The sequence below is a fragment of the Nonomuraea ferruginea genome, from assembly GCF_039540635.1.
In the GTDB taxonomy this organism is placed as follows: domain Bacteria; phylum Actinomycetota; class Actinomycetes; order Streptosporangiales; family Streptosporangiaceae; genus Nonomuraea; species Nonomuraea ferruginea.
The window spans coordinates 181192-196825 of sequence record NZ_BAABFD010000010.1 but is presented as its reverse complement, the minus strand read 5'-3'; the positions used below and the strand labels follow the sequence as shown (position 1 = coordinate 196825).

Genomic DNA, 15634 nt, shown 5'->3' with positions numbered 1-15634 from the left:
CGTTCACCGCCCCGGGACACCCTCACACCCGCAGGAGAGTGACCTGGCGGCCGGACGGTGTGGTCGCCTGGTGGAAGCTGCCGCGCTCCTTCCAGGGCGGGGCTTGGGGGCGGCGGTCGAAGATGACCAGGACGCCGGTGGTGAGGGTCAGGCGGTCGAGGTAGCGGTCGAGCTGGGCCAGGCCCGCAGGCTCTGGGTCGTCCGCGCCGGGTCGCCACACCTTCAGTTCCATGGCCTCGCGCTGCGTCAGCCGTTCGCCGCCGGGGCCGGTGTACGGCCAGCGGATGTAGACGTCCATGCGTTTGCGGCCGGCGGCGTATTCGCGGTCGAGGTGGCCGCCGCCGTTGACGAGGCGGTGCAGGAAGGCCATGAGGATGATCTGGCACGCCGCCTCGTGGTAGCCCTCCTGCTGGATGAGGACTTCGCCGTGCTCGCGCCAGAACACGACGAACTCCTCCAGCAGGCGCGGCAGGTCGAACCGGCCGTCGGGGAGCACGAAGCTGTGCGGATCGGCGTGGACGTTCTGCTCCGTGAGGTCGCCCAGCACGCGCAGGATGACCTCCCGGTAGATCGGGTTGGCCACCTGGGGCGGAGGTTGCTGGGTGATCAGGCCCAGATCGCGGGCGTAGGACAGGTCCTCGGAGTTGCCGCGGTCGGTGTAGGGGCCGCCGGCCACGATCGGCTCCATCACCCGCTTGACCCGGGGCTCGTACAGCCGAGCCGCCAGGGAGTCCAGATGGGTGGCGCGCTTGCGGATGAGCCGCTCCTTGGCCTCCTCGATTCGCTCGCAGGTGATGGTGCCGGTCACTCTCATCTGGAAGGTGATCTCGTAGGCGAGGGCGTTGACCAGCCAGGGTTGTCCCTGGGTGAGCTCGAAGGCGCGGTCCACCGCGTCCTTGGTGAACCCCTGGCCGGTCGCCTGGGTGTGTTGGTCGTACAGTTCGGCGATGTCGTCGGCGGTGAAGTCGCCCAGGCGCAGTGAGTCGGCGAGGATGTTGAACGGGCTGGCCGCATTGAACCGCTCAGGGGCGCCGCCGGCGGCTACCTTGTAGTCACGCAGGTCGCGCAACCCGCACAGCACCACCGACGCGGGGAACGGATAGCCTTTCGATCGCTTGTTGTGCCCGTCGCGGAGCTGGCCGAGGACGCTGACCAGGCTGTTACCCTGCAAGGCGTCGATCTCGTCGAGGAACAGCACGACCCGGCGCGGGCAGCGTCGGCACCACTCCCGCAGCGCCGCACCGAACCGGCTACCGGGCGTGACCCGCGGCCGGGAAGGTGGCGGTAGCAGCTTCTTCGGCCAGCCCGACAGCTCGGCGGACTCGCGGAGGGAATCCAGCAGAAGCGACTCGGCGGCGCCGTAGTCGTCGCCCGCCGCCTTGGCGCGTTCGCAGGAGAACATGAGGGCGGCGGTGCCGCCTTCGGCGGTCAGGCCGGAGGCCAGAGCGTCCAGGACGGTGGTTTTCCCGGTCTGCCGGGGGGCGTGCAGGACGAAGTAGCGGTCCATCTCGATGAGCGTCCGCGCTTCGGGAAGCCGGGGTATGGGGGGCAGCATGTAGTGGAGCCGCGGGTCGCAGGGGCCGGTGGTGTTGAAGTATTTCGCTCCGCGCGTTCGCATGGTCACAGCCTGCCACCTTCTTGGGTGTCGCACCGGGGACAAGCCCTCTCTGACGCCGGCGACTCGTTCATGGGGCCTGCCGCCCCTTGCAGACGAATCAGACGATCTCGCCAACCGGCGCCGGATCGACACCCCATCGTTCGGAGCGGGCCGCGACGGCAGCCGGCCCGCGTCCGTGCTCCTCGTCAGGCCCCGCTGGTCGGTGGCGTGTCGTGGGCGGAGGTCAGGACGCGGGCGGCGTCGCGTTCGTACGGGCCGCGCGCCGTCACGGTGAGCAGCCCTCCGGCCAGTACGGGCAGGGTCATGACGAGCAGGGCGGTGGTGAGGGAGCCGGTCCGGTCGGAGAGGATGCCCACGATCAGCGGTCCGACGGCGATGGCGCCTCCGGCGACGAGCTGGGCGAGGGCGAAGGCGATGCCTCGGGAGGAGGCTCCGATCACGTCGGCGAGTGACGCGGTCAGGTTGGGGGTGGCCATCGACATCAGGATGACCGCGGCGGCCGTCAGCAGCGCGAACGGGACCAAGGCTCGGGGGGCGGCGAGCAGCGCGACGGCCATGACGACCGCGCCGGCGACGACGCCGCAGCCGCCGACGAGCAGCCGCCCGCCCTTGCGGGTGACGTGCGCGCGGCGGCCCAGCCACGCCCCGACGAGGGTGCCGGTGACCACTCCGATGACGGTGACCAGGCCGCCCAGCGCTCCGGCCTGCCCGGGGGACAGGGCGAAGGTGCGGCCGATCAGCGTGGGCATCCAGTAGAAGAGCCCGGCGACGCCCATGCCCAGCGTGGCCAGGCCGACGGTGACGATGACCAGCGTGCGTACGGCGAGCACGTCCCGCACCTGCCGCCCGAGCCGCGGCGGCGTCGCCCGGCGCGACCCGGCGCCGTCCGCGCGGGGTGCGGCGGCCCCGGCGGTGACCTGGTCGAGGAGGCCGCGGGCCGGCTCGCGGAGCCGCAGGCAGATCAGGGCGGTCAGCAGGCCGGGGATCGCCATCAGCAGGAACGCCGCCCGCCAGCCGAACGCCTGCCCCAGCACCGCGCCCAGCACCGTGCCGATCCCGCCCAGGTGCGCCGACATCCGCGTCCAGCCGAACGCCCTGGCCCGGCTGATCGGCGGGTAGTAGTCGGCCAGCAGGCTGCCGGTCGCCGGGTTGTCGACGTGCTCGGCCGCGGCCAGGGCCATGCGGGTAAGGAAGAAGACGGCGAATCCCGGGGCGAGGCCGCTGCCCGTGGTGGCCACGGCCCAGAGGAAGACCATGACGGTGATGACGCGGGTCCGGCTGAATCGGTCGGCGAGGTATCCGGCGGGGATGGCGACCGCCGCCGCCGCGATCGCCGAGCCGGTCGGGATCGCTCCGGCGACGGTGTCGCCGATGCCCCACTCGGCCTGGATCAGCGGGAGGAGGCCGCTGAGCAGGCCGGCCTCGACCCGGTCCACCAGGCCGACCAGGAACAGGATGACGAGCGGCGCCCAGCCGTAGGGGGCCGGGTCACCGGCGCGGATGCCGCCGGGAGGAGGCGCCCCCCAGCGGCGCCGCGGCACGGGGCGGACGTCGTCACGCATGACACACCGGCCGGTCAGGACACAAAGTCGCGCACCTTCGCGTAGACGGAGGCGTCGGTCAGGAACGCGGCGTGCGACAGGCATCCGGCGTACGTGTTGACGGCCCCGGCGAGGGACACGCTGGAGTCGGGGTTGACCACCGTGTCGCAGTCGGACCAGAACGTGCCGTACGCGATGTCGCCCGGGGTCTCGTCACCGCTGTTGAGCTCGGTCAGGAACGGCGAGCCGATCCGCATCTCCTGGCAGGTGAGCCGCTCCTCCGAGCAGAGGCGGGTCGCGGTCGTGCCGTGGTTGGGGCCCGCCAGGGAGACCCAGGTGCTGACGGCCGCCGTGCCGCCGAGGAACTTGAGGTAGTGGCGGCTGTTCAGCGAGCCCATCGACATCGCGACGATCGTCACCTTCGCCGCGCCCGTGGAAGATCGGATGGCGTCGACCCTGGCCCGGATGTCGGCGGCGATGTCGACGTTGGACTTGGTGCTGTCGTAGTCGATGGTGAACAGCCGGTCGGCGGGCCACCCGTCCGCCTCGAAGCGGTCGATCATGGTGCTCCAGCGGCTGCCGTTGCCGCCGTAGCCGTGCACGAACAGGATCGGCCCGGTGTCCGCCCGCGCGGGCGGGGTGCCGGGGATCAGCACGGCCAGACACGTCAGCAGCGCTGCTGTCAGGGCGGTCCCGGCGCGAGCTACGGCGTCCATGGGCGACCTCCTCGGGGAGTCCGACGAATGCCACCTGATTGTGCGCGACAGGAAACTTAATGGCAACAATTAAAATTGCTTTCTTCGGCGGACATCGAATGCTTGACCGGGTCGCCGTCGGCCCTCTATGATCCGGCCGCCTAATGGTGACCGTTAACTTATTCCGCGGGGATCGCCGCGAGCGTTTCCCTCGAGGCCGGGGCGGTCAGTCCGGCGACGAGCATGTCGAGCAGATTGCCGAAGAACAGCTCCCCCGTCACCGGCGGCTCGCCGGGAGCCGACTCGTCGAGGAGCTGGGCGCGCAGGCCGAACAGGCTGATGAGCTGGGACCGCAGCATGGCGAGCCGCTCCAGCCGGAGGGGGCGGGGGAGCGGTTCGAGCGTCGCGTGCAGCCATCGCACGACCGCGAGCCCCGCCGGCGCGTCCACGATCCGGAACGGCCGCCGGTAGGCGAGCGAGGGATAGCTCAGCCTGGCCACGATGCGCAGGTGGGCCCGGCCCAGCTCGGTGCCGAGGTCCTCGTCCATGGGGGCGGCGAGCGCGTGGACCAGGGCCCGCGGGTCCGCGGTCAGGTCGTCGGCGGCGACGGCGGCGACCAGCGGCGCGCGGCGCGCCTCGACGGCCTCCAGATGCCCGCGCAGGATGGCCTCCACCAGGCCGTCCTTGCCGCCGAAGTGGTAATGCAGCGCCGACTCGTTACGCGCCCCGATGGCCTCGTGCAGCTGACGGGTGGTCACGTCGGCGACCCCGTGCCGGGCGAACAGCAGCGCGCCCTGCCGGAGCAGGGCGTCACGGGTACTTGATCTGGACACTTCGCCATACTATCCTCCGGCAGATATTAATGAGATCCATTACTGATGGAGGAGATCGAACGCATGGCGGACGCCCTGGAGGCCTGGAGGCGGTTCGTGCGCGCGCTGGACGAGGCGGGGGAGACCGTGGCCGGCCTGGCCGGGCCGGACGCGGGCGTCGACGTCGCGGAAGGCTTCCGCTATGTGCTCCACGTCCTGGCCGACCAGGTCGACCGGGCCGGCACCCGCGACTCGGGCCGCCCGCTGTTCCTGCCGGGCGTCACTCCGGTGCGCAAGCTGTTCTTCGACAACCCCGACACCGAGTACGACATCGCGCTCATCTCCAGCCGGCGCTCGTACCGCATCCGAGGAGACCGCGGCACCGTGCCGTACCTCGCCTTCTGCGTCTACGGCGCGAGCACCGGCGACGGCCGGCCGACCCGCGTGACCAACCTCAACGACGAGCGGATCGCCTTCGGCCCCGACGGCTCGTTCGAGATCACGCTCTCCCCGGAGGCGCGGCCGGGCACCTGGATCCCGCTCGCGCCGGGAGCGCACACGGTCATCGCCCGCCAGTACTTCCTCGACCGCGCCCGCGACAGGCCCGCGCGGTTCACGATCGAGGCGCTCGACGATCCGGGGCCGGATCCGGTGTTCGACGACGCCCGCTTCGTCGCCTCCACCCGGTCCGCCGCCGCGTTCGTCACGGCCGCGACGCGCGTGGCACGGCAGCGCGCCGAGCAGGCCGAGGCCACGCCCAACCGGTTCGTCGAACACCGGGGCCACGGCCTGTACGGGACACCCGACGCCGGCTATGTCATCTGCTGGTACTCCCTCGAACCGGACCAGGCCCTGGTCGTCGAGGCCCGGCCGCCGCGATGCCGCTACTGGGGCGTCCATCTCGCCAACCGGTGGGGCCAGTCGCTCGACCATCGCAGCCGCACCACCGCGCTCAACGCCCGCAGCGCCACGCTCGCGCCCGACGGGACCCTGCGCGTCGTCGTCGCCCACGCCGACCCGGGCGAGCCCAACTGGCTCGACACCGCCGGTCACCCGCGCGGCTGGGTGCTGTTCCGATGGCTGCTCACCGACGACGTGGTGATCCCCGAAGCACGGGTGGTCCCGCACCCCGCACGACGCACCGGCCCCGGAGGACCGACATGAGCTCACCCGTCTGGCACGACGACGCGGCACCGGTCCCCGAGGTCGCGGATCCCCGCGTCACGGCGGCCAAGAACGCCTTCCTCGCCGGCTTCCCCCTGGTGGCCACCGCGCGCATCATGCAGGGCATGGCGCAGCGGCTGGGCGTCAACACCATGTGGGCCTCACGGCGGCTGTCGGGCCCCGGCAGCCGGGCCATCGTCGCGCCGAACCTGGACACCGTCTACGCGCTCGCCGTCCTGGACCTGCGGGCGGGCCCTCTGACGCTGACCCTCCCCGACATCCGCGACCGCTACCACAGCGTGCAGCTCCTCGACGCCTGGATGGGCGGCTTCGGGCTGCTCGGGACGCGGACCACCGGCGGCCGGGGCGGCTCCTGGGCCATCCTTCCCCCCGGCCGCTCCGGCCCGATCCCCGACGGCCTCGAACCGATACCGTGCCCCACCGGTCACGCCTTCCTCCTCTGCCGGATCCGCGCCCTCGACGCCGCCGACGCCGCCGAGGCCGGCGCCCTCGCCGCCCGGATCGAGCTGCGCGCCCTCGCCGGAACCGCCGGAGGCACGACCCTGCCGCCCCCCGCCGGCCGCGCGCACGACACCGGACGCGACGGCATCGGCTTCTTCGACGAGCTCTGCGCCGCGCTGCCGGCCAACCCGCCCGTCACCGCCGAGCAGCGCCGGGCGCTCGACGCCGTGGCGGCCCTCGGCGTCGCCGCCGGCCGGCGCCCCGGCGCCGAACTGGACGAGTCCGGCAGAGCGGTCCTCGCCGCGGCCGTCGCGGCGGGCATGCGCGAGCTGGAGCCACCCGCCACCGCCCCCCGCACCGTCAACGGCTGGACCACCAACCTCGGCCTCGGCACGCAGGACACCCGCGGCGGGCTCCGCGAACGGGCGATGGTCGCCAGATACTTCTGGGGCCCCGTCCCGGCGGAGGAGGCGATCTACCCGCGGACCTCGACCAGCGCGGACGGCCTGCCCCTGGACGGCTCCAAGCGCTACCGCATCCGCTTCCCCGGGGGCGGCCTGCCCCCGGTCGACGCCTTCTGGTCCCTGACCGCGTACGGCCCGGACATGTTCCTCGTCCCCAACGAGTCCGGCCGCTACTCCATCAACGGTGACGACCCGGGCCTCGTCACCGGCGCGGACGGCTCGCTCGACCTGCACCTGTGCCACGAACCGCCGGCGGGCTCCGAGAGCAACTGGCTGCCGGTCCCGGCCGGTCGGTTCAACCTGATCCTGCGTCTCTACCTGCCCCGCCGGCCGGTCCTCGACGGCGCGTACGCGTACCCGCCCGTGACCGTGCTCCCGCCCGGTACGTGACGCTGATCCTGGCGGAATGTCCTGTCGCTGCCCTCGTCCTGTCCCTTCCTGGAGGCGAGGCTTCAGTGAGCCCGTTCTCGGGCCACCAGAAGCCGCGCAGTCGGAAGAAGGGGACAACCATGCGTACGAAGATCCTGCGGGTCGGGCAAGTAGCCATCGCCGCGGCCGCGACGGCCCTGGCCATGACCGCGCCCGCGGAGGCGCACTCGTTCAGAGTGGGGAACGACTGGGGCTTCGCGGAGATCAACTCCAACCACACGAGGCTGAACGTCTGCCGGGTGCTCGGAAGCTGGCCCGATTCGGACGTCTGGGGCACGGTGCGGTACAGCGGCGGCACCCTCATCCGATATGACGCGCCCATTTACAGCGGCGTGTGTTACCCCCACACCCTGAGGTCCAACCCCACCGACGTCAGGTTCTGCTGGCGGCCTTCGGGGACGAACAACCAGTGCACGAGGTGGCGGGCCGTCTGATCCTCCCGCTGCTCCCCGCAGGCGGAACCCCGCGTCGCCATCCTGGCCGACCTGGTCAGCCACCTCGGGCGAGCTCTTCCGGAACGGCTGCCGTCACGCCTTCTCGGCCGGCGCCGGTCGACGTCGCCTCGCTCCTGGAGGGGACGGTGTAAGGGAGAGCAGGTTGGAACACCGCGAGGATCTCGCCGATCTGATGGTCCTGTTCGAGAGGGTGCCGCAGCGGCAGGGTGGGGTTGAGCCGGTAGCGGTTGCGGCGCCCTTCCCGGCTGGCGGTGAGGTATCCCGCGGCGGTGAGGTCGGCCAGGATGCGTTGCGCGGCGCGCTCGGTGATCTGGACGCGGGCGGCCACATCGCGGATGCGCACGCCGGGGTCGCGGGCGATGCACAACAGCACGTGGGCGTGGTTGGTCAGGAAGGTCCAGTCCGGCACGTCCACCATTTTACGAGCACGATTTCGTTGTCATGAATCGAAAGTGATGAATCGCGAGTCAGGTGGGGAGAGCGGCTCACCCCTCCCGTGCCATCCGGCCGTCGGTGGCGGCGCCGGAGGCGCGGGTGGCGATCAAACTCCAGACGATCGAGACGGCGATGGCGACGACGATGACGCCCAGCGTCAGCGGGATCGGCAGTTTGCCGACCGGGGTCTCCGAGAGGATCAGCTTGACGCCGGCGAAGGCCAGCAGCACGGCCAGGCCGTAGTGCAGGTGGACGAACCGGCGGAGCAGCCCGGCCAGGCAGAAGTACAGGCTGCGCAGCCCGAGAATCGCGAACGCGTTGGCGGTCCAGACGATGAAGGTGCTGGTGGTGATCGCCAGGATCGCGGCGACGGAGTCGATCGCGAAGACCAGGTCGGTCGCCTCGACGGCGATGAGCACCACGAGCAGCAGCGTGGCCACCCGCCGGCCACCGGTGCGGACGAAGAAGCGGCCACCGTGGTAGCGGGGGTCGGTGGGGATCACCCGGCGCACCAGGCGCACCACCGGGTTGCGGTCGGGCGGGGTCTGCTCGCCGTGCCGGAAGGCCATCTTGTAGCCGGTGTAGACGAGGAACGCGCCGAACACGTACGCGGTCCAGAAGAACGTCTCCAGCAGTTCCACGCCGACGAAGATGAACGCGAGCCGGAAGACCAGCGCTCCGATGACCCCCCAGAACAGCACCTTGTGCTGGAGCGTGGCGGGAACCGCGAAGGCGGTGAAGATCAGCGCGAAGACGAACACGTTGTCGATCGACAGCGCCTTCTCGATCAGGTAGCCGGCGAAGTAGGTGCCCGCCACCTCCCCGCCCTGCCACCACCACAGGATCGCCCCGAACAGCACGCCGGCGGCGATCCAGACGCCGGACCAGACGGCAGCCTCGCGAAAGCCGATGACGTGGTTGTCGCGGTGCAGGAACAGATCGACGGCCAGCATCGCCGCGACCACCAGCATCACCGCGACCCACGCCCACCAGGCGACGGACATAGAGGACCCCCTCGACCCGGCCGCCCGCGCGCGGGCGGCGTCGGCTGGTCGACGGTCTCCCCAGGTCGCCTCGGCGGGCGACCGCACCACCGGGCCCCGGATCCACCGGGTCCGTCCTGACGGCGATGCGTCGATCGTCGGGTACTCCCCCTCGATTTAGGAACTAGTATTCACGACACAAAAGACGTGTGTCAAGCCCGTCTCGCGGAGTCCGTACTCCGGTGGCGGGCGGGTGCCGAGATGGCCGCGGGCGAGCCTTCCGCCGAATATCCTCTTCTCGTGATCACGGGTTGCGCGCTGCCGGGTCGCTCTTGCCGGGCAGGTGCGAAGGACCGATGTACTGCAGACCCTGCAGTCGCACTGTAAGGACCGGTATCCTTGCGGTTGTCGCGCTCGGGCCGCCCCCTTCGCCGACGGCCCGTCTGGAGGAGATACGGATGTCAAACGAGATTGCGGAGCCACTGGACGTCGCGGAGATAGGCCGGCGCCTGCGCGAGGCCAGAGCGTCCAGGAACCTGTCCCTGGACGTGGTGTCCGCGGAGTGCGGGATCAGCCCGAGCCTGCTCAGCCAGGTCGAGCGCGGGAAGGTGACCCCGTCGCTGGCCACGCTGCACAGCATCACCCAGGTCCTCAACATCGCGATGTTCGACCTGTTCGGTTCCCCGGCCGACCGGCCGGCCCTGATCCGGGAGGGCTCCCGCAACGTCATCCGCCCGCCCGACAGCGGCGGGGTGTCCTACGAGCTGCTCTCGTCAGGGCAGCTGCGCAACCTGCAGATGATCGAGATGCACCTGAGCGCGGAGACGGGCAGGTTCAACCACGCCCTGTCCCACGCGGGCGAGGAATGCCTGATCGTCAGGCGCGGGTCGGCCGTCATCAAGGTCGGCGCCGAGGAGCTGACGCTGAGCGAGGGCGACTCGCTCTCCTATGTCGCCCGCCTGCCCCACCAGTTCCGGGGGCTGGAGGACGACACGCGGCTGATCATCTCCATGACCCCTCCGGCGTTCTGAGCGGCGCCGCCGTCTCAGCCGACCAGGGCCTGCACCTCGATCTCGACGTCCATGCCGGGGTAGGCGAGCACCGGGAGGGGCACCGGCACGAGAGCGGGGGAGGAGTCGCCGAAGAACGCGCCGACCTCGGCCTGGAGAGCGGCCAGCTTGCCCGGCCCGCTGCCGGCGTCGGCGGCCACGAAGGCGGTGAGCCGCCGGACCGCGGACCGGGGCACGTCGAGTTCGTCCAGCACCCGCGCGATGTAGTCGAGCGACCGGCGCACCTGCGCGGGGAAGTCGCCGACGTCCAGTGAGCGGGCCCGCTCGTCGAGGGGCACCTGCCCGCCGACGAAGGCCAGGCCGCCCGAGCGGTTCCCGTGCTTGTACGGCAGATGGAACGGCCAGTCCCAGTGACCCTCCGGCCAGGAGTGCCGGCGGGCCGGACGGGCGCCCCGCAGCGCCAGCACCTGCATGGCGATCAGCACGCCGGGCTCGTCGAACCGGGGCACCGGGATCCCCGTCGTCGCAGGCCCGGGTTCGGTGAAGTACCCGGCGCGGACGCGCGCGGCGACGGCCCAGTCCTCCTGGGTCCCCTCGCCCCGGTAGAAGATGTTGAACTTCACCACGTCGTCGGTGCCCAGATCCTGCTCGGAGAGGAGGTCCTGGATGGTCCGCAGGATGGCGTGGGACTGCTCGACGATGTCCCCGGCCTCCGGCGCCGTGATCAGCCGGGTCGCGACCGCCGGGCCGCCGGCCGCGTACCGTCCGCCCGCCTCGCGGGCAGCGGCCACGCCGGAGGGCAGGGCCGTGGCCTGCACCCGGGTCAGGTCCCCGCCGAGCACCCCGACGGAGGCCGGGATCGCCGACACCGGAAGGTCGCCGTCAGGGTTCAGCTCCCGCACCGACTCCCGTGCCTGCTCGGCGCTGAGCCGCGCGTGGTCGTAGAACACCTCGACGGCGAGCAGTTCTTCAGGGCGGACGCCCTGCCCGGCGAGGGTCGCCGCGGCCGTGCCGCCGGGACCGGCGTCGAGGAAGCGCAGGACGGGAGTGGGAGAAGGCATATCGGGACTCGCCATCGGTGAGGTGGGACGGGTTTCCAGCAGGTTCAGGAGGTCCACGCCGGGACGCCTCCGACCCAGGTCTGCGTGACGGGTATCTGGTCCAGCTCGTCGGGCGGGACCTCGAACGGGTCCGCGGCCAGGACGACCAGGTCGGCGAGGTAACCGGGGGCGAGCCGGCCCTTGTGCCCCTCCTCCCCGGCGGCGGCCGCGGCGCCGGTGCCGAACAGGGCGAGCGCCTCGCCCGTGCTGATGCGCTGGTGAGCGCCGAGCACGCGGCCCGCGCGGGTGCGCCGGGTGACGCAGCTCTTCACGCCGAACAGCGGCTCGTACGGCCCGCACGGGTAGTCGGACGACCCGGCGACGGTGATGCCGGCGTCCAGCATGCGGCGGTGGGCGAACATCCGCCCGAGACGTTCCTCGCCGTAGGCGTCCACGAGCGCGTCGCCATGGAAGGTGACGTAGCCGGCGAACGGGACAGGGATCAGGTCCAGCGCCGCGATCCGCGCCACGATCGCCTCGTCGAGGACGGAGCAGTGCTCGATGCGATGGCGGGTCGTGATGTCCGGCCGCCGCCCGCGGGCGTGCTCGACCGCGTCCAGCAGGAGCGCGATGGCGCGGTCGCCGTTGGCGTGCACGGCCAGGCGCAGCCCGGCGGAGTGCACGCGCACCGCGAGGTCCGTCAGCTCCTCCGGGGTCACCACCGGCATGCCGTGGTCGTCCGTGCCGCGGAACGGCTCCGACAGCCAGCAGGTGAGCCCGGCCACCGCGCCGTCGACGAACGCCTTGATGCCGCCCAGGCGCAGCCAGTCGTCCCCGAACCCGTCCTGGATCCCGGCGGCGATCAGGTGGTCCGCGTGCGGGTACGTCACCAGGGCGGTGACCCGCTGCCGGAGCCGGTCGCGGGCCCGGGCGGTCTGCAGCAGCCGCAGCTCGTCCGGGCCGACCATGGCGTCCCCGATCGAGGTGATCCCCGCCGACAGGAACCTGGCCGAAGCGGTGTCCAGCCCGGCGAGCAGCTCGTCCTCGCCCGGCGGCGGGATCACGGGCGGGCGGCGAGCAAGGGACGGGTAGGCCAGGTCGAACAGCGCCTGCTCGTACAGCACCCCGGTCAACCGGCCGGCCCCGTCCCGGCCGAGCGAGCCGCCGCGCGGATCGGGGGAATCGTCGGTGAGCCCGGCGGCGGCCAGCGCCGCGGAGTTGACCACGCCCCAGTGGGCGCCCACATGGGTGACGAGGACCGGCCGGTCGGGCACCCAACGGTCCAGGTCGTGCCGGTCGACGACCCGCCCGCCGGTGGTCCGTACGTGGTCGTACCGGCCGGCTCGCAGCCACGCACCCGCCGGCAGTGTCGCGGCGGCGGCCCGCAGGCGCTCCGCCAGCCGATCCGCGGACGGGGTCACGTCCGCGGAGACGTCGGCGCCGACGGAGTCGCGCGCCGCCATCGTCAGGTGCAGGTGCGCGTCGACGAACCCCGGCAGCGCGCAGCCGCCGCCCAGGTCGGTCTCCGGCGCCTCGGGGAACCGCTCGCGCAGCCCAGCCAGGGGCCCGGCGGCGACGACGCGGTCACCGGCGACCGCGAGCGCGTCCACCACCTGGGGAGCGCCGGTCGGAGCCATGGTGCGGATCCGTTCGCAGCGCAGCAGCCGCACCGGCATGTCGTTGACGGCCATGCTGCAGTCTTCCCGAACCGGCGCGCAGGTCGGCAATCGTCGGATCCTCCGGACGCCGGGGCAGGAACCTGGAGATTGCTACAGTACCGGCGTGTACCTGCACGAACTCGTGACCACGGAGGACCTCGGCCTGCGGTTCGTGCTGCGCCCCAGCCGGCCGGTCCCCGTGAGCTGGGTGCACTCCACGGACATGGCCGACCCGAGCGGCTACCTCGGCGGCGGCGAGCTGATCCTGACGATCGGGCTGTGGCGGCAGGCCGAGGGCGACGCCGAGCGCTTCGTCCGGGCGCTCCACCGCTCGGGCGCCGCGGCCCTCGGCTACGGCGTCGAGGCCCCCGGCGCGGACGTCCCCGCCGACGTGCTGGACGCGTGCAGGTCCATCGGCCTCCCGCTGGTCCGGGTGCCGCACGAGGTGCCGTTCATCGAGGTCGCGCGCGCCTTCCACGCCGCCGCGAACGCCGAGCGCCACGACCTGCGCCGGCTGGTGCGGCACCACGAGGCGCTGGCCGCCGCGGTCTCCGGCGGGGGCATGCCCGAGCTGGTCCGCGTCCTCGCGGCGCAGCTCGCGGGCGACGTCTGGGTGGCGGACGGCCCCGAGGTGGTCTGGGCGAGCCCGGCCGCGCCGCCCGGCGCCGCCGCGGTGACCTGCCAGCGAGGCAGCCAGGCCGTCGCCTTCCCCGTCCAGGCCACGCTCGCCGACTCGACGGCGGTCACCGTCATGCGGGTGGACGAGGTCGCGCCGGCCCGGTGCTTCCTCGGCTACGCGCGGCCCGTCGCCGCCATGACGGCGGCCGAGCGCCGCGTGCTGGACAACGCGCTGCCCTACCTGCGCGGCGAGCTGGTCCGGGTGCGGGAGCGGCGCGGCCACGCCGCGTCACGCCGGCGCGAGCAGCTCGCCCTGGCCGAGAGCGGCCGCCCGGCAGGCCCGCCGCTGGCGGGTCCCGCTCCGGCCGTGGCGGTGCTCGCCTACCCCGCCGTCCCAGGACCGGTCGCGGACAGCCTGCTCGACGCCGTGCCCCCGGCGGCGCGGGACTGCGGGGCCGACGAGGTCGAGGTCATCCCGGACGTACGCGAAAGCGTCCTGATCCTGCGGCCGGGCGCGGCGGTCGGCGACCAGACCGTGGCGTGCCTGCTGAAATGTGTGGAACGCCAGCTCGGCCGGGAGGTCCACGCCGGCTGGACGCTGGCCCGCGACGGGGAGTCCGACCTGCCGCGCGCCGTGACCGCGGCCCGGCGCGCCGCCCGGCTCGCCGCCACCGGCGCCGGGCGCGAGCGGGTCGCCAGGTACGAGCGCCTCGGCACCCACGAGGTCCTGCTCGCGCTGGACGAGGAGATCGTCGGCGGGTTCGAGGACCTGGTGCTGGGCCCGCTGGTGGAGTACGACTCCCGGCACGGGTCCCAGCTGGTGGCGACGCTCAGGGAGTTCCTCGACCGCAACGGCGCCTACCAGGCGAGCGCCGAGGCCCTCGGGATCCACGTCAACACGTTGCGGTACCGCCTGGTGACGATCGAGCAGGTCACGGGGCGCGACCTGCGCCGGATGGCGGACAAGGTCGACTTCTATCTCGCCCTGAGATCCCGGCGGTCGCCGGAGGACCCCGCGGCCTGAGCGGGTCAGGGGCGCTTTGTTGCGCTCAGGTAAAAGGCTCAGACGTTCGCCAAGGTTTTGGTTGACCTTTTCCGACATCGCTACCTATGTTTGTACCCACTCTGCAGCACCACTGCAGCCTCTTGCAGTCACGCTCTAGGGCAAACCAGTGCCACCGAGCGGTCCCTGCCCCCCCATCCGCCGATCGTCGACGTCTGCCGGAGCAGTGTCCGACAGGAGGTACGAAATGTCCCATGAATCAAGTGACCTGATGACGCCCCTGGTCACGACCATGACGCACGAGGCACGGATCATCCGGCACGCCGGGCTCGCGTACACCAGGGCGCGGCAGGAGGCCGGTCTCGCCACCGTCGAGCGCGCCCTGCGCGGCTACTACGACTGGCGCGCGGAGGCCGCCGCCGGCCGCGGCGGCGACGGCCTGCCGGGCATCGTGCGGGCCTGGGGGACGGCCGAACTGCTGTCCGTCAACGCCGAGAAGTGGGGTGAGCTGCGCGTCGGCGAGGCAGGGCTCCGGCTGGAGCTGCACGGCACGCCGGAGCTCCTGCACTACCGGGCCTCCGGGGTGCCGGCGTTCGCGCTGATCCACTACCGGGCGCTGGTGTCGGCCCTCATGCGCGCCGCCGACCTGCCGGACGACGTCGAGGCCGGATGGCAGGGCGACTCGCTCGTCCTGGAGGCGGGACAGGCGCCGCCCTCGGGTGAGGGGACGCTCCCCGGCGTCCCGCTGACCGGCGAGGATGGCCTCGCCCTGCTCAGGGCGACCACCGAGAACCGCGGCGCGCTGCTCGTGTACCTCGGCCGCGAGGCCGAGCAGGCCTTCGGCGCCGACGGTGACCTGATGTTCCGCGAGGCCGTGCGCGCCTTCGGCGCCGAGCGCGGCGCCGCCATGCGCCTGGACCACCTGAGCAAGGGTCTCACCCTCGACCTGGTGAACATGATGGAGCTGTACGACTCCGGCGGCAACGAGGACGTCTGGCAGTACCGCGACGAGGGCACCCTGACCCCCGTCGAATGGTCGCAGGACTGCACCTTCTGCCCGTTCGTCCAGCCCTGGCACGACCTCGACGGCCTCCGGTACGGGGAGATCTACGACTACGAGTTCCACGTCTCCCAGTTCAAGGCCTACCGCGAGGACATCGAGGTGAAGTGGGGCGAGTTGATGTCGCGCGGTGACGCGACCTGCGAGTTCCGTTTCTCCATCCCGGGACCCGTCCCCGCCTGAGCGG

The 15634-nt window shown here is 72.3% G+C and carries 14 protein-coding genes; 6 read left to right on the top strand and 8 right to left on the bottom strand.

Translation table 11 applies throughout. The features are described from left to right. Positions 1-22: 22 nt before the first annotated feature. From ABD999_RS20380 to ABD999_RS20365, 4 genes are all read right to left on the bottom strand, one after another. Complete coding sequence (locus ABD999_RS20380; protein ID WP_271279576.1) at positions 23-1618, bottom strand: ATP-binding protein; 1596 nt, start codon at positions 1616-1618, stop codon at positions 23-25. A gap of 185 nt (positions 1619-1803) precedes the next feature. Continuing rightward, complete coding sequence (locus ABD999_RS20375) at positions 1804-3180, bottom strand: MFS transporter (RefSeq protein ID WP_271279575.1); 1377 nt, start codon at positions 3178-3180, stop codon at positions 1804-1806. A gap of 14 nt (positions 3181-3194) precedes the next feature. Further along, positions 3195-3875, bottom strand: coding sequence for an esterase/lipase family protein (locus tag ABD999_RS20370; protein ID WP_271279574.1), 681 nt, complete (start codon positions 3873-3875; stop codon positions 3195-3197). Positions 3876-4033: 158 nt separating this feature from the next. Beyond that, a complete protein-coding gene (locus ABD999_RS20365; protein ID WP_271279573.1) occupies positions 4034-4687 on the bottom strand; it encodes a TetR/AcrR family transcriptional regulator in 654 nt (217 codons plus the stop codon). Between the two features lie 45 nt (positions 4688-4732). On the opposite strand from ABD999_RS20365, the gene ABD999_RS20360 reads away from it, so the two are divergent. The 3 genes from ABD999_RS20360 to ABD999_RS20350 all read left to right on the top strand — a co-directional run bounded on the left by ABD999_RS20360 (position 4733) and on the right by ABD999_RS20350 (position 7619). Beyond that, entirely contained in the window at positions 4733-5830 is a 1098-nt protein-coding gene (locus tag ABD999_RS20360; RefSeq protein WP_271279572.1) for a DUF1214 domain-containing protein, read from the top strand. Continuing rightward, positions 5827-7146 (top strand): DUF1254 domain-containing protein, encoded by a 1320-nt coding sequence (locus tag ABD999_RS20355; protein ID WP_345482834.1) that lies wholly within the window; start codon positions 5827-5829, stop codon positions 7144-7146. The genes ABD999_RS20360 and ABD999_RS20355 overlap by 4 nt, the downstream gene beginning before the upstream one ends. 119 nt (positions 7147-7265) lie before the next feature. Then, entirely contained in the window at positions 7266-7619 is a 354-nt protein-coding gene (locus tag ABD999_RS20350) for a hypothetical protein (protein ID WP_271280310.1), read from the top strand. Positions 7620-7674: 55 nt separating this feature from the next. Here ABD999_RS20350 and ABD999_RS20345 read toward each other — a convergent pair whose 3' ends face one another. Continuing rightward, a complete protein-coding gene (locus ABD999_RS20345) occupies positions 7675-8049 on the bottom strand; it encodes a helix-turn-helix transcriptional regulator (protein WP_378525279.1) in 375 nt (124 codons plus the stop codon). A 76-nt stretch (positions 8050-8125) separates the two neighbouring features. Beyond that, positions 8126-9079 (bottom strand): TerC family protein, encoded by a 954-nt coding sequence (locus ABD999_RS20340; protein WP_271280308.1) that lies wholly within the window; start codon positions 9077-9079, stop codon positions 8126-8128. 437 nt (positions 9080-9516) lie between these two features. On the opposite strand from ABD999_RS20340, the gene ABD999_RS20335 reads away from it, so the two are divergent. Continuing rightward, a complete protein-coding gene (locus ABD999_RS20335; RefSeq protein ID WP_187281282.1) occupies positions 9517-10089 on the top strand; it encodes a helix-turn-helix domain-containing protein in 573 nt (190 codons plus the stop codon). A 14-nt stretch (positions 10090-10103) separates the two neighbouring features. On the opposite strand, the gene ABD999_RS20330 is transcribed toward ABD999_RS20335, so the two are convergent. Together ABD999_RS20330 and ABD999_RS20325 are read right to left on the bottom strand one after the other, a co-directional pair. Next, positions 10104-11129: a RidA family protein gene (locus tag ABD999_RS20330; RefSeq protein ID WP_271280307.1), complete on the bottom strand. Its 1026-nt coding sequence runs from the start codon at positions 11127-11129 to the stop codon at positions 10104-10106. A 44-nt stretch (positions 11130-11173) separates the two neighbouring features. Then, on the bottom strand, positions 11174-12799 hold the full coding sequence (locus ABD999_RS20325) for an amidohydrolase (protein WP_271280306.1): 1626 nt from the start codon (positions 12797-12799) through the stop codon (positions 11174-11176). 91 nt (positions 12800-12890) lie between these two features. Between ABD999_RS20325 and ABD999_RS20320 the strand changes: the two genes are divergently transcribed. Beyond that, positions 12891-14408, top strand: a complete 1518-nt coding sequence (locus ABD999_RS20320) for a PucR family transcriptional regulator ligand-binding domain-containing protein (protein ID WP_345482833.1) — start codon at positions 12891-12893, stop codon at positions 14406-14408. A 250-nt stretch (positions 14409-14658) separates the two neighbouring features. Continuing rightward, a complete protein-coding gene (locus ABD999_RS20315; RefSeq protein ID WP_271280345.1) occupies positions 14659-15630 on the top strand; it encodes an L-2-amino-thiazoline-4-carboxylic acid hydrolase in 972 nt (323 codons plus the stop codon). Positions 15631-15634 lie beyond the last annotated feature (4 nt).